Here is a 17,896-nt window from a genome sequence, read left to right as displayed (position 1 = left end):
CTCCTATCAGGCGTTACCTGGCTCAGCGTCACCTGCATCGGATTCGGTTGCGCTAGGCAGACGAATTGGACGTACTGGCACGACTGTAGAGATAGCGTGTTTGTAAACCATCTGGCTCACGGTGTTTTTCAGCAGGATAACGAACTGGTCGAACGACTCGATCGTGCCTTGCAGTTTGATACCGTTGACCAGGTAGATGGAAACCCCAACTTTCTCTTTACGTAAAGTATTCAAGTAAGGGTCTTGTAGCGAATGCCCTTTTGACATGTGCCGCACTCCTTTAAGGATTCAATAATAAAAATAGGTAATTCAGATGGCTTTGGCCGCCACACCCCCAAGGATAGACGGCAATTGCAAGGACTCAGCTCAATATGGAGATGGTCCCAAGGTATTTCAAGGCGCGTGGCAGATTGTCGCAATCAAGACTGTCCAGCCAGTGCAGTTCTTCCCAGCTGCGCAGCCAGGTGAACTGGCGTTTGGCCAATTGACGCGTGGCAATGATGCCGCGTTCCTGCATTTCGGCTAACGACAGCTTGCCATCCAGGTAGTCCCAGACTTGGCGGTAGCCTACCGCACGTATAGACGGCAACCCGGAATGCAGGTCACTTCTTTTACGCAGGGCTACGACCTCGTCGATGAACCCCTGTTCCAGCATATTTGTGAATCTTTGTTTAATGCGCTCGTGCAGTACCTGGCGATTTGCCGGAGCAATGGCCAAGTTCGCGACAGTATAGGGCAATTGTTGCTGTCCCGAAGCGGCTGCTTCAGTACTTTGCGCAGATTGTTGCTGACGCAGGGCGGTCATGCTTTGACCGCTGACCCGATAGACCTCCAGCGCACGACTCAGGCGCTGCGGATCGTTCGGGTGAATGCGTGCCGCCGACACCGGATCGATGAGCGCCAGTTGCTCGTGCAGGGCTTGCCAGCCAAGGCGTGCAGCCTCTTCTTCGATCTGCGCACGAACCTCGGGATCCGCCGCCGGCATGTCCGCCAGACCTTCGACCAAAGCCTTGTAATAGAGCATGGTGCCGCCGACCAGCAGCGGAATTTTCCCGCGCGCGGTGATTTCAGCCATGACTTGCAGGGCATCGCGGCGGAAATCCGCAGCCGAATAGGCTTCAGCCGGATCGAGAATGTCGATCAGCCGGTGCGGAAATTCGGCCAGCAGTTCTTTCGAGGGCTTGGCGGTGCCGATGTCCATGCCGCGATAGACCAGCGCCGAATCGACGCTGATCAGCTCGCACGGCAGCACCTTGGTCAGCTCGATGGCCAGGTCGGTCTTGCCCGCAGCGGTCGGGCCCATCAGGAAAATCGCTGGAGGAAGCTGGCTCATCAACGACCGCGCAGGAACAGTTTGTCCAGATCGTCCAGGCCCAGTTGGGTCCAGGTCGGTCGGCCATGGTTGCATTGACCGCTGCGCTCGGTGTTTTCCATGTCGCGCAGCAGGCCGTTCATTTCCGGCAGGGCCAGGCGCCGGTTGGCGCGGATCGCGCCGTGGCAGGCCATGGTGCCGAGCAGTTCGTTCAGATGTGCCTGAATCCGGTCGCTGGTGCCGTACTCCATCAGGTCCGACAGCACGTCACCCACCAGCCGATTGGCCTCGGCCTGTTTGAGCAGGGCCGGAATCTGGCGGATCGCCAATGTTTCCGGGCCCAGACGCTGCAGTTCGAAGCCCAGTTTCTGGAACCATGCGGCATGTTCTTCGGCGCAGTCGGCTTCACGCTGACTGACCGCCAGCGACTCCGGCACCAGCAGCGGCTGGCCGCTGAGACCTTCGCTGGCCATGGCGATTTTCAGGCGTTCGTACATGATCCGCTCGTGCGCGGCATGCATGTCCACCAGCACCAGTCCCTGAGCGTTCTCGGACAGAATGTAGATGCCCTTGAGTTGCGCCAGCGCGTAACCGAGCGGCGGAATGTCTTCCTGGCCGGCTGGCAGCGCGTTGGCATTCGCTTCCGGCAACGGTGCGAAGAACTCGCGGTAAGCGGCTTGTGCCTCGGCCGCCGGCACAGCCGACTGCGGACGCGGCGTGTACTGATACTGATAAGCGCCGCCAGCGCTGGCGCCCGACGAAGTATTGAACACCGGTTGCGCCTGCGGCTGCTCCAGCAGCGCGTTGGCCGCCAGACGCATTTCGCCTTGGGGGCCGAATTCACCCGCCTCGATGCCGGTTGGACGGACGACAGCAGTGGTGACAGAACCGGCCAGTTGATCTTCCGGACGCACATCGCCCAGTGCGCGGTGCAACGTGCCGTAAAGGAAGTCATGCACCATGCGCCCGTCACGGAAACGCACTTCGTGCTTGGTCGGGTGCACGTTGACGTCCACCGCTGCTGGATCAACCTCGAAAAACAGCGCGAAGGTCGGATGACGACCGTTGAACAGCACATCGCGATAAGCCTGACGCACCGCGTGCGCCACCAGTTTGTCGCGCACCGCCCGGCCGTTCACAAAGAAATACTGCAAGTCCGCCTGGCTGCGGTTGAAGGTCGGCAACCCGACCCAGCCCCACAGGTGCAGACCGTTGCGCTCGATCTCGATCGGCAGCGCCTGCTCGAGGAAGCCCGAACCACAAATCGCCGCCACCCGCCGGGCGCGGGCCGCATCATCGTGGGCCTCGTGCAGGCTGAGGATGGTCTTGCCGTTGTGGCGCAGATGGAAGGCCACGTCGAAACGCGCCAGCGCCAGACGCTTGATCACTTCCTGCAGATGATCGAATTCGGTTTTTTCGGTCTTGAGAAACTTGCGCCGCGCTGGCGTGTTGAAGAATAGGTCGCGCACTTCCACCGAAGTGCCGACCGGATGCGCTGCCGGCTGAACGCGAGGCGCCATGTCGCGACCTTCGGTCTCGACCTGCCAGGCCTGATCGGCGTCGCGGGTGCGCGAGGTCAGGGTCAGGCGTGCCACGGAGCTGATCGAGGCCAGCGCTTCACCACGAAAGCCCAGGCTCATCACCTGTTCGAGGTCTTCGAGATTGCGGATCTTGCTGGTGGCGTGACGGGCCAGGGCCAGCGGCAGGTCGTCGGCGGAAATGCCACTGCCGTCGTCACGCACCCGCAGCAGCTTGACGCCGCCCTGCTCGACATCGACGTCGATGCGCTTGGCACCAGAGTCGAGACTGTTTTCCAGCAATTCCTTGATCACCGAAGCCGGGCGCTCGACCACCTCACCGGCGGCGATCTGGTTCGCCAGCCGCGGGCTGAGCAGTTCGATGCGTGCGGCGTTCAACACCTGGTTCATTCTTTGGACGCCAGTTCGGTGCCAGGAATGGTCAAGTGCTGACCGACCTTCAGCTCATCGCTGCTGAGATTGTTGGCACTGCGCAGCGTGGCGGGCGACACCTGATAACGCACGGCGATCATCGCCAGCGTCTCACCCGGACTCACGCGGTGATCGCGCGGGCCTTGGGCGATTTTGCCGGAGTCACGCAGCCAGGCAATGTAGGTGCCCGGTGGCGGGTTCTGCTGGAAGAACTGCCGCACACCGCTGCTGATCGAACGCGCCAGCGCCTGCTGATGGCTTGATGCAGAGAGCTTGTTCGCTTCGTTGGCGTTGGAGATGAAGCCGGTTTCGACCAGAATCGACGGGATGTCCGGCGATTTCAGCACCATGAACCCGGCCTGCTCCACGCGTTGTTTGTGCAACGGGGTCACGCGACCAATGTTGGTCAGGACTTTCTGGCCGACGTTGAGGCTGGAAGTCAGCGACGCGGTCATCGACAGGTCGAGCAACACGCCGGCGAGCATGCGGTCCTTGTCGTCGAGGCTGACGTTGCCGGCACCACCGATCAGGTCGGAACGGTTTTCGCTGTCGGCCAGCCAACGGGCGGTTTCCGACGTTGCGCCGCGATCGGACAGGGCAAACACCGAGGCGCCGAAGGCTGCCGCAGACGGCGCGGCGTCGGCGTGGATCGACACGAACAGGTCGGCGCCCTTCTTGCGGGCGATTTCGGTACGGCCGCGCAACGGGATGAAGTAGTCGCCGGTCCGGGTCAGCTCGGCACGGAAACCTTTCATGCCGTTGACCTGACGCTGCAGTTCGCGGGCGATCTGCAGTACCACATCTTTCTCACGCTGGCCGCGCGAGCCGGACGCACCCGGGTCTTCGCCGCCGTGGCCGGCGTCGATCACCACAATGATGTCGCGTTTGCCGGCCGGGGCCGGTGGCAGTTTGATCGCCGGTTCCGAAGGCGTCACCGGCACTGCCGGCACGGTCGCAACCGAAGGCGTCGGAGCTGGCGGCGGGGCGGCATCGGCGGCGTTGTCGAACAGGTCGACCACCAGACGGTTGCCATATTGCGCGTTCGGCGCCAGCGAGAAACTTTTCGGGGTGACGGCTTTTTTCAGGTCGATGACCACCCGCAGGTCGGTCGGCGTGCGCTGGGCCGAGCGCATCGCGGTGATCGGCGTGTTGGCGGTCGACACTTTCAACGGCGCACCCAGAGTGGCGCCATTGATGTCGATCACCAGCCGATCCGGTGCGGTCAGGGTGAAGACACTGTGCTGCACCGGGCCGCTCAGGTCGAAGACCAGTCGCGTATTGTCCGGCGCCCGCCACAGGCGCACGCTGTTGACCTTTGTGTCGGCCACAGCGTTGACGGCCACTGCCATCAACATCAGTCCTGCGGCAGCCACCAACGCGCGAAAGCGCATACCTAACCCCATCATTTAATTGGATTCCAATGCCAAAGCGGCACACCAGGACTCACCACGCGCGCCCTGGGACAAAATTTTCAGCGAACGGCCGCTGTCTTGCGGGGTAATGGTAATGGTCAGGTCAGGCTTTGGCAAAAAGCCTGCACCTTTATCGGGCCACTCGATCAGGCACAGGGCATCGTCTTCGAAATAATCGCGGATACCGAGAAACTCCAGCTCCTCCGGATCGACCAGGCGGTACAGGTCGAAGTGAAAGGCACGGACGTCGCCGATCTCGTAGGGCTCAACCAGAGTGAAGGTCGGACTTTTTACTGCGCCGACATGCCCAAGCCCACGAATGATGCCCCGCGACAGGGTGGTTTTACCCATGCCCAGATTGCCTTCGAGAAAAATCAGGCCATGGCCCTGGGTAACGCGGGCGATCCGTGCGCCAAAGTCGCTCATGGCCTGTTCATCGGCCAGGTACAGGGTTACTTCAGACACGGTGCATGCTCCTCCAACAACTGACGAATGGCTGGAATCAGATCACTGGCCGCCAGCCCACGGCCGAATTTACCTAGTTGCGCGCCGGCATTGGCGTGCAGCCAGACTGCGAGGCAGGCGGCATCGTAGCCGTCCATGCCCTGCGCCAGCAGCGCCCCGGTCAACCCGGCGAGCACATCGCCAAGGCCGGCAGCGGCCATGGCCGGATGGCCCTGATGACACAACGCCAGACGCCCATCGGGATGGGCGATCAGGCTGCCGGCGCCTTTCAGCACGACGACGGCCGAGTATTTTTTGCACAACGCCCGCGCGGCGGCCGGGCGATCTGCCTGCACCTCAGCGGTACTGACGCCCAACAGGCGCGCCGCCTCGCCCGGATGCGGAGTGATCACGCAATTCCCGGGCAGGCTGACAAAACCGCTCGCCAGCAGATTCAACGCGTCGGCGTCCCATACCTGCGGCAGCGGCGCATTGGCGGCAGCGGACAACAGCGCCCGGCCCCAACTCGCCTGTCCGAGACCCGGACCAACCACCAGCACCGAGACCTTTTCCAGCAGCCCCATCAACTGATTGGCCGACGATGTGCCGAGCGCCATGACTTCCGGCATCCGCGTCAGCGCGGCCGGGACATGTTCCGGACGGGTCGCCAGCGACACCATGCCGGCGCCGCTGCGCAAGGCCGCTTCGCTACTGAGCAGAATCGCCCCGCCAAAACCCTGATCGCCGCCGATCAACAGCAAATGCCCGAAGCGCCCTTTGTGCACAGTGGGCGCACGCGGAGCCAGTCGCGGAAGATTAGCCGTCGTGAGACGCAGGACGCTGACAGGAATGTCACGGTAGATGTCGGCAGCGGCTTGCAGATCGTTAAACACCAGCGCTCCGACCTGATCCGCCGCATCACCGGTGAACAGGCCGGGCTTCAAGCCAATAAAGGTCACGGTAAGGTCGGCGTGAACCGCAACGCCACGGACATGCCCGGTATCGGCAGACAGCCCCGAAGGAATATCCACCGCCACCACCGGCAGGCCACTGGCATTGATCGCCTTGATCGCAGTGGCATACGGCTCGCGCACATCGCCGGCCAGCCCGGTGCCGAGCAAGACATCGACGATAATGCCGCGCAGCTCGAATTGCGCGGTCCAGCCCTGCACGGCGACGCCATCGCTCAGTGCCTGCGCATAAGCCTGCGCAGCGTCGCCCTGCAAGCGTTGCGGATCACCGACGGCCAGCACCCGCACCGCCCAACCGGCCCGGTGCGCCAGCGCGGCGATCAGAAAACCATCACCAGCATTGTTGCCATGCCCGGCCAGCACGGTCATTTCGTTCGCCGACGGCCATTGCCGCACCAATGCGCGCCAGGTCGCGTGCGCGGCGCGCTGCATCAATTCGAAGCCCGTGGTGCCCGCAGCGATCAGCCGCGCTTCGAGTGCTCCCACCTGTGCAGCGCCATACAGCGCGTCGGGTAATTCATCTTTCGTGTGCGGCATGCGTCTTCGGGCTCCGATGTCTGGCAGAATTATACGCACCTCAGCTCCGGTTTCTCTCGCCTCATGTCCGCCATCACCACAGATCTTCCCGCCCTCGCCCAATCGATCAAGGATTGGGGCCGCGAGCTGGGCTTCCAGCAAGTCGGCATCAGCGGTCTGGACCTGGCCGAGCATGAGCAGCACCTGGAGCGCTGGCTCGCCGCCGGCTACCACGGCGAAATGGATTACATGGGCGCCCACGGCAGCAAACGCTCGCATCCGGAGGAACTGGTTCCGGGTACGTTGCGCGTGGTTTCGCTGCGCATGGACTACCTGCCCGGCGACACGCAAATGGCGCAAATGCTCGCGCAACCGGAGAAGGCCTACGTTTCGCGTTATGCCTTGGGCCGCGATTACCACAAATTGATCCGTAAACGCGTGCAGCAATTGGCCGACAGGATTCAGGCCGAGATCGGCCCGTTCGGTTTCCGTGCCTTCGTCGACAGTGCCCCGGTGCTGGAAAAAGCCATCGCCGAGCAGGCCGGACTGGGCTGGATCGGCAAAAACACCCTGGTACTGAACCGCAAGGCCGGCAGCTATTTCTTCCTGAGCGAACTGTTCGTCGATCTGCCGCTGCCGGTGGACGAACCGCACAGCACCGAACATTGCGGGCGCTGCACGGCGTGCCTGGACATCTGCCCGACCAACGCCTTCGTCGGTCCGTACGTGCTGGACGCCCGACGGTGCATCTCGTACCTGACCATCGAACTGAAAAACGCCATTCCCGAGGACTTGCGCCCGTTGATCGGCAACCGCGTGTTCGGCTGCGACGACTGCCAGATCGTCTGCCCATGGAACCGCTTCGCCCGGCCATCCGGGGAAAGCGACTTCAAGCCACGGCACAACCTGGACAACGCCGAACTGGCCGAGCTGTTCATGTGGGACGAGGACAAATTTCTCAGCAGCACCGAAGGCTCGCCGCTGCGCCGCGCCGGTTACGAGCGATGGCTGCGCAATCTGGCAGTCGGCTTGGGCAACGCGCCGTCGAGCATTCCAGTACTGGAAGCCTTGAAGGCGCGCCGTGACTATCCGTCAGAGCTGGTGCGTGAACACGTCGAGTGGGCGCTGAAACAGCACGGTCAATTGTAGGAGCTGCCGCAGGCTGCGATCTTTTGACTTTGATTTTTAAAAGACAGGATCAAAGGATCGCAGCCTGCGGCAGCTCCTACAGAGAAATGTATTAATGCTCGTCGTTGTAGACGAACTTGGGCATTTCCCAGTGGAACCGAATCGCCAGCAGCCGCAGCAGAAAGCCGCCGAACAAGGTGATCAGAATCGCCTGCTCGCTCGGCACATTCAGATACAGACAGAGCATGTAGCACCACGCGGCGGCGAACGAGACGCTGGCGTACAGTTCGCGGCGGAAGATCAGCGGGATGTCGTTGCAGAAGATGTCGCGCAGGATGCCGCCGAATACCCCGGTGATCACGCCGCTGACCGAGGCCACCAGCATGCCGTGGCCCATTTCCAGAGCGGTCATGCAGCCGATCAGGGTGAACGCCACCAGACCGACCGCATCGAGCACCAGAAACAGTGAGCGCAGGTGACGCATCCAGCGGGCGGTGAACACGGTGAGCATCGCGGCGGCCGAGGTCAGCACCAGGTATTCCGGGTGTTTGACCCATGTCAGCGGATAGTGCCCGAGCAACACGTCACGCACTGAACCGCCACCCAGCGCGGTGACGCAGGCGATCAGCACCACACCGAACCAGTCCATGCCGCGCCGTCCGGCAGACAACGCGCCAGTCATGGCTTCAGCGGTAATGGCGATCAGATAGAGCATCAGCAACATGGCGGCGGTCCTGGCAGGAAGGCGCGCAGTCTAGCCATTTCAGCGCCGCACCAGAAGGGGGCGCGCTCCGGGATGCATTTCTGACTTGAATCTTACGGGACTCTGACGCCCTCTTCGCGAGCAAGCCCGCTCCCACAGGGGGAACGCATTCCAAATTGTGGGAGCGGGCTTGCTCGCGAAGACGTCAGGGCAGCCCCCCCCCTCAATCAGAACTTGATGAAATGCTTGCGGTAGTGCTGCAGCTCGGCGATCGACTCGCGGATGTCGTCCAGTGCCAAGTGAGTGCTGCCCTTCTTGAAGCTGTCGCGCACGTCCGGTGCCCAGCGTGCGGCCAGCTCTTTGAGCGTCGACACATCGAGGTTGCGGTAGTGGAAGTAGCTTTCCAGCGCCTTCATGTGGGTATAAAGGAAGCGGCGGTCCTGGCAGATACTGTTGCCGCAGATCGGCGACTTGCCCTTCGGTACCCATTTCTCGAGGAAAGCGATGGTTTCGGCCTCGGCCTCGGCCATGCTGATACGGCTATCACGCACACGCTGGGTCAGGCCCGAGTTGCCGTGGGTGCGGGTGTTCCACTCGTCCATGCGGGCGAGCACTTCGTCACTGTGGTGAATGGCGATTACCGGGCCTTCGGCCAGGGTGTTCAGGTCACTGTCGGTGACGATGGTGGCCATTTCGATGATGACGTCGTTTTCCGGATCCAGACCGGTCATTTCCAGGTCGATCCAGATCAGGTTCTGCGGGTTTTGCATATTCGGGCTCCTAGGCAATGCTGCGCAGTTTAGCCTAGGCCGATGCCCGGGCGTGCTAAACTCGCGGCCGTTTTACCTAATCGCTGCATTCTTCAGACGGAACACCCATGGCCAAACGCCAACTCAATCGTCGTCAAAACTGGCGCATCGAAAAGATTCAAGGCGAGCGCGCCGCGCGCGCCGCCAAACGCGAGTCCTCGGCGGTCGAAGCCCTCGAGGGCGGCGACCTGGGCCCCGAGCAACACGGCCTGGTGATCGCCCACTTCGGTGTGCAGGTCGAAGTCGAGGCCGTGGACGGCGAACAGGCCGGCCAGGTTTTCCGTTGCCACCTGCGCGCCAACCTGCCGGCACTGGTGACCGGTGATCGGGTGGTCTGGCGCGCCGGCAACCAGGGCATCGGGGTGATCGTCGCGCAACTGCCGCGCAGCACCGAACTCTGCCGCCCGGACAGCCGTGGCCAGCTCAAGCCAGTCGCTGCCAACGTCGACATGATCGTCATCGTCTTCGCACCGCTGCCCGAACCGCACGCCAACCTGATCGACCGCTACCTGGTCGCCGCCGAACACGCCGGCATCCGCCCGTTGCTGCTGCTGAACAAGTTCGACCTGATCGACGAGCAGAACGCCCCGGCGCTCAACGCGCTGCTGGCGGTGTACCGCACGCTGGGTTATCCGGTGCTGGAAGTCTCGGCGCATCACGGCAACGGCATGGAACAGTTGCAGAAGCAGCTCGACGGCCGCATCAGCGTGTTCGTCGGCCAGTCCGGTGTCGGCAAGTCGTCGCTGGTCAACAGCCTGTTGCCGGAAGTCGAAACCCGTGTCGGCCCGCTGTCGGAGTTGTCCGGTCAGGGCACGCACACCACGACCACCGCGCGCCTGTTCCACTTCCCTGGCGGCGGTGAGCTGATCGACTCCCCGGGTATCCGTGAGTTCGGCCTGGGCCACGTCAGCCGCGCCGACGTCGAAGCCGGCTTCATCGAGTTCAACGACCTGCTCGGCACCTGCCGCTTCCGCGACTGCAAGCACGATCGCGAGCCGGGTTGCGCCCTGCTCAAGGCCCTGGAAGATGGCCGCGTGCAGCAGCAACGGATGAACAGCTACCGCTCGATCATCGCCAGCCTGCCGGAAAACGGCTACTAAACATCTGCACCGGCAGTCCCTCGTCCGAGGGCTGCCGGATGTCGGACCACGCCTGACACATCCCCCGACCGTTTAAACGTCAGACCTTTCTGACAGGCCTGCTCGCGCCTGCCTGCAGGACATTTCTCTTTCCGCGCGCAGACCTTGCGGGCACTTTAGAGATGCCTAAATTGGGTTGTTCCTTCGCACCTTCGCGACCTTCGAGGAACCCCATGCAGACCTACCATTTGTTCATCAGCCATTCGTGGAACTACGCCCACGCCCACGACAATCTGGTGCGCCTGCTCGGCGCCAAGGCAGATTTCAGCTTCAAGAATTTTTCCGTGCCGCCGCACAACCCGATCATGGGCGCGCAGACCGACAAGCAGCTCGAGGAAGCCATCGAAAACAAGATTCGTCCGTGCTCGGCGGTGCTGATCATGGCCGGGATGTATTCGACCTACAGCAAGTGGATCAACAAGGAAATCGAGATCGCCAAACGCATGGGCAAAGTGATCATCGCAATCAAGCCGTTCGGCGCCGAGCGCATTTCCACGGTGGTACGTGAGGCGGCCCACGCCGAGTGCGCGTGGAACACCAACAGCATCATCGGTGCGATCCGTCAGCACACGGCGGTGTAAACATGCGCAAGGGACTGTTTATCGGCATCAACCACTACTCGCACGTTTCGCCCTTGAGCGGTTGCTGCAACGACGCCATGGCCATGGCGTCCGTGCTGAAAACCGACGCCAACGGTGACCCCAACTTCAAGAATGTGGTGCTGACCTCGGCTGAAGACGACCTCGGCCGAGGCAAGCTCGAAGACCAGATTCGCGAGCTGTTCTCCGGCGACTGCAACGTCGCCCTGCTGTACTTCGCCGGGCACGGCGGCTTCGACAGCGACAACGATGAAGGCATGCTCCTGCCGCAGGACTATCGCAACCCCAAGGACGGCATCCGCATCAGCGACATTCTCAACTGGGCCGCCAAAGCCACGAAAATCAAAAACAAAGTGATCATCCTCGACTGCTGCCAGAGCGGCGCGGCCGGCGAAGTGCGTGCCTTGCGCAGCGAAAGCAGCGTGGTCGGCGAAGGCATGACCATCCTGACCGCCTGCAAAAAGGAAGAGCCGGCCCTGGAAGGTGCGCAACACGGCGTGTTCACCGGTTTGCTGTTGCAGGCCCTGCACGGCGGTGCGGCGAACATCCTCGGCAAGATCACACCGGGCAGCCTGTATTCCTTCGTCGACAACGCACTCGATGCCTGGGAGCAGCGCCCGGTGTTCAAGACCAACGTCTCGCAGTTCATCTCCCTGCGCGAAGTCTCGCCGCTGATCCCCAAGGAGATCCTGCGCAAACTGCCGGAATGGTTTGCCGAAGCCGAATCGACGTTCCGCCTCGACCCCAGCTACGAACCCACCGAGGCCACATTCGACCCGGAGCACGGCGAGGTCTTCGCCCAACTGCAAAAGTGCAACCGCCACAGCCTGATCGAACCGGTCGACGCCGAACACATGTATTACGCGGCCATTCACTCCACTGGCTGCCGTCTCACGGCGCTCGGCGCCTATTACCGCGAACTCGCCATAAAAGGACACTTCTGATGCCCGTATTCATCAGCTACCGCCACATGGATCGCCCGCAAGCCATGGCGATCAATGCCCAATTGATGCAGGCCAACATCAAGACCTACCTCGACGTGCTCGACCCGGAATCGCAGACCACCGACGACATCACCGGGGTCATCACGCGCAACATCACCGAATGCACGCACCTGCTGGCGGTGGTGTCGGAGAAAACCGCGTTGTCGTGGTGGGTGCCGTTCGAAATCGGCGAAGCGACAATCAGCAACCGGCGGATCTGCTCGTTTCGCACCGGGCCGGCGCAGCTGCCGGAATACCTGGACAAGTGGCCGAAGCTGAGCACGCCCACGGATGTCGATTTCTTCATCGAGGCCTATCGCAGCGAAGGCACGATCAAACGCTCGATGACGCTCGACTCGGTGACCGGCAATCAATCGACGCGCAGCGCCAACAAGATCAATGCCGAGATGTTCCATGAGGGGCTGAAGAACCGGATTCGTCGCGGGTTCTGAGGTCAATCGACAGCCACAAAAAAGCCGACATCGCTGTCGGCTTTTTTGTCGGTCACTGCTTCGGCGCGGGGGCCGGTGCGGCGGCTGGTGGAGCCGCCGGCGCGGGCGCCGCAGTCCCCGGCACTGCCGGTTTCGGTGCGGCGTCGTCGAACAGGTTCAGGCGTTCACGCAACTCGTGCGCCGGCACTGGTTGCTGATCTGCCGGCAGCGCGTTCGGATCGACCGGCGTTGCCGGAGCGGCGCCGTTCTGACCTTCGGCAGCGGGCTTGGCCGGTTCGGCACCTTGCGAGCCTTCGATGGCGGCCTGGGCCTTCTTGGTCAGGACCACGATGTCGATGCGGCGGTTGACCGGGTTGAACGGATCTTCCTTGTCGAACAGCGCCGACGAGGCATAACCCACCACCCGCGCCACTTGCCCGTCCGGATAGCTGCCGGCAACCAGTGCACGCCGCGCGGCGTTGGCACGGTTGGCCGAGAGTTCCCAGTTGCCGAAATCGCCGCTGCCGGTATACGGCTTGGCGTCGGTATGGCCACTGATGCTGATCTTGTTCGGCACCGCTTTGATGGTGTCGGCCATGGCCAGCAGGATGTCTTCGAAGTACGGTTTCAGGCGTGCGGAACCTGAGTCGAACATCGGCCGGTTCTCGGCGTCCATGATCTGGATGCGCAAGCCGTTCGGGGTGATCTCGAACAGGATCTGGTCCTTGAACTTCTGCAGTTGCGGGTTCTCGTTGACCTTGTTCTGCAGTTCTTGCAGCAACAGTTCCAGGCGCTCTTTCTCGACCTGCTCGGCCATGCCTTCGACCTGCTCGGTGTCGACCGTGACCTTGTCCGGTTGCGGCTGCGACTTCACTTCAGGGTTGAGGGTGTTTTCCGGCGCCAGGGTCGGCGTGCCGCCCAGATCGATGATGTACGGCGTACCGCTCTCGGAGAAGCCGACCGGATCCTTGAAGTAACCGGCGATGGCGATCTTCTGCTCAGGCGTTGCGGTGGACAGCAGCCACAACACCAGGAAGAACGCCATCATCGCCGTGGCGAAGTCGGCGAAGGCGATTTTCCACGCCCCGCCGTGGTGCCCACCGGCTATGCGCTTGACGCGCTTGATGATTATCGGCTGATTATTTTCCATGGCTTAACGACCGCGAACGGCTTGTTCCAGCTCGGCAAAGCTTGGACGGTGCGCCGGGTACAGAACCTTGCGCCCGAACTCCACGGCCAGCGATGGCGGCATGCCGGAAGCCGAAGCCACCAGCGAGGCCTTGATGGCTTCGTAGACGTTCAGTTCTTCCTTGGCATCGTGCGCCAGGGAGTGCGCCAACGGCCCGAAGAAACCGTAGGCCGCGAGAATACCGAAGAAGGTACCGACCAGTGCCGCACCCACGTGCAGGCCGATGGATTTCTGATCGCCTTCACCCAGCGAAGCCATGGTCACCACGATACCCAGTACCGCCGCGACGATACCGAAACCCGGCATGGCGTCAGCGATACCGTTCACCGCATGGGACGGGTGTTCGAGGTCTTCCTTGAGGCTGTAGAGTTCCATGTCGAACAGGCCTTCCAGCTCATGCGGAGCCATGTTGCCGGAGGACATGATGCGCAGGTAATCGCAGATGAACGCGGTCATGCGCTCGTCTTTGAGCACGGCCGGGTACTTGGCGAAGATCGGGCTCGCGGCAGCGTCTTCGATGTCGCCTTCGATGGCCATCATGCCTTCGCGGCGGCTCTTGTTGAGGATCTCGTAGATCAGGCCGAGCACTTCCAGATAGAAAGTGTGGCTGAAGCGCGAACTGAACATGCTCAGGGATTTCTTGAGCACGTGCATCGTCATGTAACCGGGGTTGGCCTGCAGGAATGCACCGAGGGCCGCACCACCGATGATCATCACCTCGAAAGGCTGGATCAGGGCGGCAATTTTGCCGTGGGAGAGCACGTATCCGCCGAGCACGCTCGCGAATACGACGATGATGCCGATAATTTTAGCCATAGGTAGGAAAGTACTTACTGAGTCGGGTTCAAGGTCATATTCGGAAGTTAAAAAATCTCTTCTTCTACTTATCGGCAAAACTGCGCCAGACTATAGCCAGTTCAGGCGAAAAGCCAATTTAGCCCATGCCGGGCGCGTCTACAGTCAGTGAAGATCTCGTCCAGACATGGCTAATGAAACGAACGTCCCACACGTAAAACCGACCACGCTCGAGGGCTGGGTCAAGCTGCTCGATGGCGTGCGCCTGCCCGTGCCGCAAGAGGCTCACGACAAGGTTTGCCGGGCGATCCGCGACAACCGCAGCTCGCTGCGCGACATCGCCGACCTGATGCAGGACAGTCCCGCGCTGGCCTTGAGCATCATCCGTGAGGCCAATCGTCACACCCACGGCACGATGACCGCACCGGCGGAAAATCTCGAGGTGGCGATCAACCGTCTGGGCCTTGCGCGTACCGAAGAATTGCTCGCGCGTCTTCCCGTCGAACCGCAGATGCAGATCCCCAAGGCGCTGCGCCAACTGCAGATGATCAGCCAGCACGCCACGCAACAGGCCAACGGTTTTTTCGCCAGTCGCCTGGCGCGGCTGTGGCAGGACATTCATTGGGGCAGCCTGTTGTTTCTCTCGCCGCTATGGCCGCTGGCGCTGACGTTTCCAGAATTGCTCGAAGAGTGGGAAGTGCGGGTTATCCACAAGGGCGAATCGGCCCCGGTCGTCGAGAAGCAACTGTTTGGCGTGCGCCTGCTGAAGATCGCCGAGGCGCTGGTCCAGGTCTGGCACCTGCCGATCTGGGTGCAGCAAGGCTATAAACTGCTGCTCAGCGAACAGCGCGAACTGGTGAAAGTCCTGCGCATCGCCCGTGACAGCAAGCATCCGCTGCGCCAGCAGAATCGCCTCGACGACGATCCGACCCTGCGCCGCTGGCTCAACCAGCCGGCCAACACCGTGTTGCTGGCCAACGGCCTGGCGCTGTCGGCGCAACAGGCCTGGGACAGTCCGCACAGCGAGCGCTGGCAGTACCTGACCAGCCTTTATCTGCAAATCTCGATGGACGAAGTGCAGCAGCAGTTGCACCAGCAAGCGGCCAACAGTGCGCGCCAGCATGCAATGCCCGATCTGTGGCACCCGGCCGTTTCATTATTATGGCCGTGGGGCACCCATCGGTTGCCGGCCGGGATGCTGCCGGCGGCCGCGCCGAGTGCCGAGGATCTGACTCAATGGCGCCGGCAATGCGCCGAACTGCTGGCCGAGCCAAGCCGCTTCACCAATGCCATGAGCCTGACCGTCGCTGCGCGTGATGCGCTGGTCGCCAGTGGCATGCGCCGGGTGATGATTCTGATGGCCGACCGCACGCAGTCCAATCTGCGGGTGCACCAGACCTTCGGTTTGCCTAAGGAAGCCGCCGCGCTGAATTTTGTCGTCAGCCAGAGCAAAGTTCTGCAACGGTTGCTCGCGCAGCAGGCACAGGTGCGGATCAACCCCGAGAACAACGCGCAATTCTCCGCGCTGCTGCCGCAAGGCCTGCGCACACTGTTCCGCGGCGAACACCTGTTCCTGCGCTCGCTGGTCAATAACGGCCGGGTGATCATGATCGTGGTCGCCGACCAGGGCGGTGGGCCGTTCGCCGACATCAGCGTGCAGGCTTTCGGCAAAACCGCGCAGTGCATCGAAAAGGCCCTGCACAGCTTTAGCAGCCGTGGCCGATGAGGCTGCGCTACAATCCCCCCCTTTGTGCTCTGGAGACCTCACATGTCTGACTTCTCTGGCTTGCCGCTCGTCATCGAACCGAGCGACCTGCTCCCTCGGCTGGATGCCAGCGAACTGATTCTGGTGGACCTGACCAGTGCCGCCCGCTATACGGAGGGCCATCTGCCAGGCGCACGCTTTGTCGATCCGAAGCGCACCCAGCTCGGCCAGCCACCGGCGCCGGGATTGCTGCCAGCCAAGGCCGATCTGGAAACCCTGTTCGGTGAACTGGGCCATCGCCAGGACGCGGTCTACGTGGTCTATGACGACGAAGGCGGTGGCTGGGCCGGACGCTTCATCTGGTTGCTCGACGTGATCGGCCACGACAAGTACCACTACCTCGACGGCGGTCTGCCGGCGTGGCTGGAAGCGGGTATGCCGATGTCGATCCAGGTTCCGCCTGCGGTGGGCGGCCCGGTGGCGCTGACCCTGCACGACGAGCCGACGGCCACCCGCGAATACCTGCAAAGCCGTCTCGGCGCCGCCGATCTGGCGATCTGGGATGCGCGCGGACCGCTGGAGTTTTCGGGCGAGAAGGTGCTGGCCGCCAAGGGCGGACACATCCCCGGCGCGGTCAACTTCGAGTGGACCGCCGGCATGGACAAGGCGCGTCAGTTGCGGATTCGCACGGATATGCCGCAGATCCTCGACGACCTCGGGATCACCAAGGACAAAGAAATCATTACCCACTGCCAGACCCATCACCGGTCGGGCTTCACTTATCTGGTGGCCAAATCCCTCGGTTATCCGCGGGTCAAGGGCTACGCCGGTTCCTGGGGCGAATGGGGCAACCACCCTGATACGCCTGTCGAGATTCAAGGTTCTAAGGACAACTAATGAAAGAGCGTCTGTTTATCCTCAGCCAGTACCTGCTGCCTCATCACTTGCTGTCGCGCCTGGCCGGCTGCGTTGCCGAGTGCCGCGTGCGCTGGTTCAAGAATGCCTTCACCCAGTGGTTCGCCAAGCGTTATCAAGTGGACATGTCGCAAGCACTGGTTGAAGACCTGACCGCCTACGAGCACTTCAACGCGTTCTTCACCCGTGCCCTGAAAGACGGCGCGCGGCCACTGGACCAGACCCCGGGCGCAATCCTCAGCCCGGCCGACGGTGCCGTCAGCCAGCTCGGCCCGATCGAACACGGTCGCGTGTTCCAGGCCAAGGGCCACAGCTTCAGCGTGCTGGAACTGCTCGGCGGTGACGCCGCCAATGCCGCGCCATTCATGGGCGGCGACTTCGCCACCATTTACCTGTCGCCGAAGGACTACCACCGCGTGCACATGCCGCTGGCCGGCACTCTGCGCGAAATGGTCTACATCCCGGGCCGGATCTTCTCGGTCAACCAGACCACTGCCGAAAACGTCCCGGAGCTGTTCGCCCGCAACGAGCGCGTGGCGTGCATCTTCGACACCGAGCGCGGGCCGATGGCCGTGGTACTGGTCGGCGCGATGATCGTCGCGTCGATCGAAACCGTATGGGCCGGTCTGGTCACCCCACCGAAGCGCGAACTGAAAACCTTCCGCTACGACGAAGCCGCCCGTGCGCCGATTCATCTGGAAAAAGGCGCGGAACTGGGGCGTTTCAAACTGGGTTCGACGGCGATCGTGCTGTTCGGCCCGGATCAAGTGAAGTGGGCTGAAGAACTGGTGGCGGGTTCGCCAGTGCAGATGGGCCAGGCCCTGGCCCTGCCGACTGCCTGAGCCGGCTGATCCGCCCTTTCACACGTCTGTGAAGGGGCGGACACGACCTGGGAG

The 17,896-nt window shown here is 62.3% G+C and carries 18 protein-coding genes; 8 read left to right on the top strand and 10 right to left on the bottom strand.

From position 1 onward, the window contains the following. Nucleotides 1-6: 6 nt before the first annotated feature. From hfq to LCH64_RS07720, 6 genes are all read right to left on the bottom strand, one after another. Entirely contained in the window at nt 7-267 is a 261-nt protein-coding gene (gene hfq, locus LCH64_RS07745; protein WP_003221112.1) for an RNA chaperone Hfq, read from the bottom strand. A gap of 94 nt (nt 268-361) precedes the next feature. Then, nucleotides 362-1,333 (bottom strand): tRNA (adenosine(37)-N6)-dimethylallyltransferase MiaA, encoded by a 972-nt coding sequence (miaA, locus tag LCH64_RS07740; RefSeq protein WP_226499900.1) that lies wholly within the window; start codon nt 1,331-1,333, stop codon nt 362-364. Beyond that, nucleotides 1,333-3,231: a DNA mismatch repair endonuclease MutL gene (gene mutL, locus LCH64_RS07735; RefSeq protein ID WP_177434721.1), complete on the bottom strand. Its 1,899-nt coding sequence runs from the start codon at nt 3,229-3,231 to the stop codon at nt 1,333-1,335. Before mutL ends, miaA begins: the two co-directional genes overlap by 1 nt. 5 nt (nt 3,232-3,236) lie before the next feature. Next, nucleotides 3,237-4,664, bottom strand: a complete 1,428-nt coding sequence (locus LCH64_RS07730) for an N-acetylmuramoyl-L-alanine amidase (protein ID WP_201137054.1) — start codon at nt 4,662-4,664, stop codon at nt 3,237-3,239. A 3-nt stretch (nt 4,665-4,667) separates the two neighbouring features. Beyond that, complete coding sequence (tsaE, locus tag LCH64_RS07725) at nt 4,668-5,138, bottom strand: tRNA (adenosine(37)-N6)-threonylcarbamoyltransferase complex ATPase subunit type 1 TsaE (protein ID WP_103485508.1); 471 nt, start codon at nt 5,136-5,138, stop codon at nt 4,668-4,670. Then, nucleotides 5,126-6,625 (bottom strand): NAD(P)H-hydrate dehydratase, encoded by a 1,500-nt coding sequence (locus LCH64_RS07720; protein ID WP_226499899.1) that lies wholly within the window; start codon nt 6,623-6,625, stop codon nt 5,126-5,128. Before LCH64_RS07720 ends, tsaE begins: the two co-directional genes overlap by 13 nt. A 63-nt stretch (nt 6,626-6,688) precedes the next feature. Here LCH64_RS07720 and queG point away from each other — a divergent pair, with 63 nt between their 5' ends. Then, a complete protein-coding gene (queG, locus tag LCH64_RS07715; protein ID WP_226499898.1) occupies nt 6,689-7,753 on the top strand; it encodes a tRNA epoxyqueuosine(34) reductase QueG in 1,065 nt (354 codons plus the stop codon). A 91-nt stretch (nt 7,754-7,844) separates the two neighbouring features. On the opposite strand, the gene LCH64_RS07710 is transcribed toward queG, so the two are convergent. Next, entirely contained in the window at nt 7,845-8,456 is a 612-nt protein-coding gene (locus LCH64_RS07710) for a trimeric intracellular cation channel family protein (protein WP_047290974.1), read from the bottom strand. A gap of 206 nt (nt 8,457-8,662) precedes the next feature. Next, the gene (orn, locus tag LCH64_RS07705; RefSeq protein ID WP_003221098.1) at nt 8,663-9,205 is read right to left on the bottom strand and encodes an oligoribonuclease; all 543 of its coding nucleotides are present in this window, start codon (nt 9,203-9,205) and stop codon (nt 8,663-8,665) included. Between the two features lie 107 nt (nt 9,206-9,312). On the opposite strand from orn, the gene rsgA reads away from it, so the two are divergent. The 4 genes from rsgA (at nt 9,313) to LCH64_RS07685 (ending at nt 12,417) form a co-directional block, all read left to right on the top strand. After that, complete coding sequence (gene rsgA / locus LCH64_RS07700; RefSeq protein ID WP_003221096.1) at nt 9,313-10,344, top strand: small ribosomal subunit biogenesis GTPase RsgA; 1,032 nt, start codon at nt 9,313-9,315, stop codon at nt 10,342-10,344. Nucleotides 10,345-10,556: 212 nt separating this feature from the next. Next, complete coding sequence (locus tag LCH64_RS07695; protein WP_003221095.1) at nt 10,557-10,964, top strand: TIR domain-containing protein; 408 nt, start codon at nt 10,557-10,559, stop codon at nt 10,962-10,964. Between the two features lie 2 nt (nt 10,965-10,966). Continuing rightward, nucleotides 10,967-11,926 carry a caspase family protein gene (locus tag LCH64_RS07690; RefSeq protein WP_226499897.1) on the top strand — a complete coding sequence of 320 codons (960 nt, stop codon included), beginning with the start codon at nt 10,967-10,969 and terminating at the stop codon, nt 11,924-11,926. After that, nucleotides 11,926-12,417, top strand: coding sequence for a toll/interleukin-1 receptor domain-containing protein (locus LCH64_RS07685; RefSeq protein WP_003221092.1), 492 nt, complete (start codon nt 11,926-11,928; stop codon nt 12,415-12,417). The genes LCH64_RS07690 and LCH64_RS07685 overlap by 1 nt, the downstream gene beginning before the upstream one ends. A gap of 52 nt (nt 12,418-12,469) precedes the next feature. On the opposite strand, the gene motB is transcribed toward LCH64_RS07685, so the two are convergent. Both motB and motA read right to left on the bottom strand, forming a co-directional pair. After that, entirely contained in the window at nt 12,470-13,546 is a 1,077-nt protein-coding gene (gene motB / locus LCH64_RS07680) for a flagellar motor protein MotB (protein WP_226499896.1), read from the bottom strand. Nucleotides 13,547-13,549: 3 nt separating this feature from the next. Further along, nucleotides 13,550-14,401, bottom strand: coding sequence for a flagellar motor stator protein MotA (gene motA / locus LCH64_RS07675; protein ID WP_007952169.1), 852 nt, complete (start codon nt 14,399-14,401; stop codon nt 13,550-13,552). Nucleotides 14,402-14,567: 166 nt separating this feature from the next. Between motA and LCH64_RS07670 the strand changes: the two genes are divergently transcribed. Genes LCH64_RS07670 through asd form a run of 3 tightly spaced genes read left to right on the top strand, consistent with a single transcriptional unit; the run spans nt 14,568 to nt 17,842 of the window. After that, nucleotides 14,568-16,106, top strand: a complete 1,539-nt coding sequence (locus LCH64_RS07670) for an HDOD domain-containing protein (RefSeq protein WP_226499895.1) — start codon at nt 14,568-14,570, stop codon at nt 16,104-16,106. 42 nt (nt 16,107-16,148) lie between these two features. Next, on the top strand, nt 16,149-16,982 hold the full coding sequence (gene rhdA / locus LCH64_RS07665) for a thiosulfate sulfurtransferase (RefSeq protein WP_226499894.1): 834 nt from the start codon (nt 16,149-16,151) through the stop codon (nt 16,980-16,982). After that, nucleotides 16,982-17,842, top strand: coding sequence for an archaetidylserine decarboxylase (asd, locus tag LCH64_RS07660; RefSeq protein WP_003221083.1), 861 nt, complete (start codon nt 16,982-16,984; stop codon nt 17,840-17,842). Before rhdA ends, asd begins: the two co-directional genes overlap by 1 nt. The last annotated feature ends 54 nt before the right edge of the window (nt 17,843-17,896 follow it).

Source organism: Pseudomonas sp. MWU16-30322, from assembly GCF_020515535.1.
GTDB classification, from domain to species: domain Bacteria; phylum Pseudomonadota; class Gammaproteobacteria; order Pseudomonadales; family Pseudomonadaceae; genus Aquipseudomonas; species Aquipseudomonas fluorescens_H.
Note: the sequence above shows the minus strand (reverse complement) of the source record. Positions and strands in the feature narration are given on the sequence as shown.

Excerpts from the sequence above, each read along its gene's own strand:
- LCH64_RS07730 (WP_201137054.1), bottom strand. The coding sequence starts at position 4,664 with ATGGGGTTAGGTATGCGCTTTCGCGCGTTGGTGGCTGCCGCAGGACTG.
- LCH64_RS07710 (WP_047290974.1), bottom strand. The coding sequence starts at position 8,456 with ATGTTGCTGATGCTCTATCTGATCGCCATTACCGCTGAAGCCATGACT.
- motA (WP_007952169.1), bottom strand. The coding sequence starts at position 14,401 with ATGGCTAAAATTATCGGCATCATCGTCGTATTCGCGAGCGTGCTCGGC.
- rsgA (WP_003221096.1), top strand. The coding sequence starts at position 9,313 with ATGGCCAAACGCCAACTCAATCGTCGTCAAAACTGGCGCATCGAAAAG.
- LCH64_RS07690 (WP_226499897.1), top strand. The coding sequence starts at position 10,967 with ATGCGCAAGGGACTGTTTATCGGCATCAACCACTACTCGCACGTTTCG.
- LCH64_RS07670 (WP_226499895.1), top strand. The coding sequence starts at position 14,568 with ATGGCTAATGAAACGAACGTCCCACACGTAAAACCGACCACGCTCGAG.
- orn (WP_003221098.1), bottom strand. The coding sequence starts at position 9,205 with ATGCAAAACCCGCAGAACCTGATCTGGATCGACCTGGAAATGACCGGT.
- rhdA (WP_226499894.1), top strand. The coding sequence starts at position 16,149 with ATGTCTGACTTCTCTGGCTTGCCGCTCGTCATCGAACCGAGCGACCTG.
- hfq (WP_003221112.1), bottom strand. The coding sequence starts at position 267 with ATGTCAAAAGGGCATTCGCTACAAGACCCTTACTTGAATACTTTACGT.
- asd (WP_003221083.1), top strand. The coding sequence starts at position 16,982 with ATGAAAGAGCGTCTGTTTATCCTCAGCCAGTACCTGCTGCCTCATCAC.
- miaA (WP_226499900.1), bottom strand. The coding sequence starts at position 1,333 with ATGAGCCAGCTTCCTCCAGCGATTTTCCTGATGGGCCCGACCGCTGCG.
- LCH64_RS07720 (WP_226499899.1), bottom strand. The coding sequence starts at position 6,625 with ATGCCGCACACGAAAGATGAATTACCCGACGCGCTGTATGGCGCTGCA.
- queG (WP_226499898.1), top strand. The coding sequence starts at position 6,689 with ATGTCCGCCATCACCACAGATCTTCCCGCCCTCGCCCAATCGATCAAG.
- LCH64_RS07695 (WP_003221095.1), top strand. The coding sequence starts at position 10,557 with ATGCAGACCTACCATTTGTTCATCAGCCATTCGTGGAACTACGCCCAC.
- motB (WP_226499896.1), bottom strand. The coding sequence starts at position 13,546 with ATGGAAAATAATCAGCCGATAATCATCAAGCGCGTCAAGCGCATAGCC.
- LCH64_RS07685 (WP_003221092.1), top strand. The coding sequence starts at position 11,926 with ATGCCCGTATTCATCAGCTACCGCCACATGGATCGCCCGCAAGCCATG.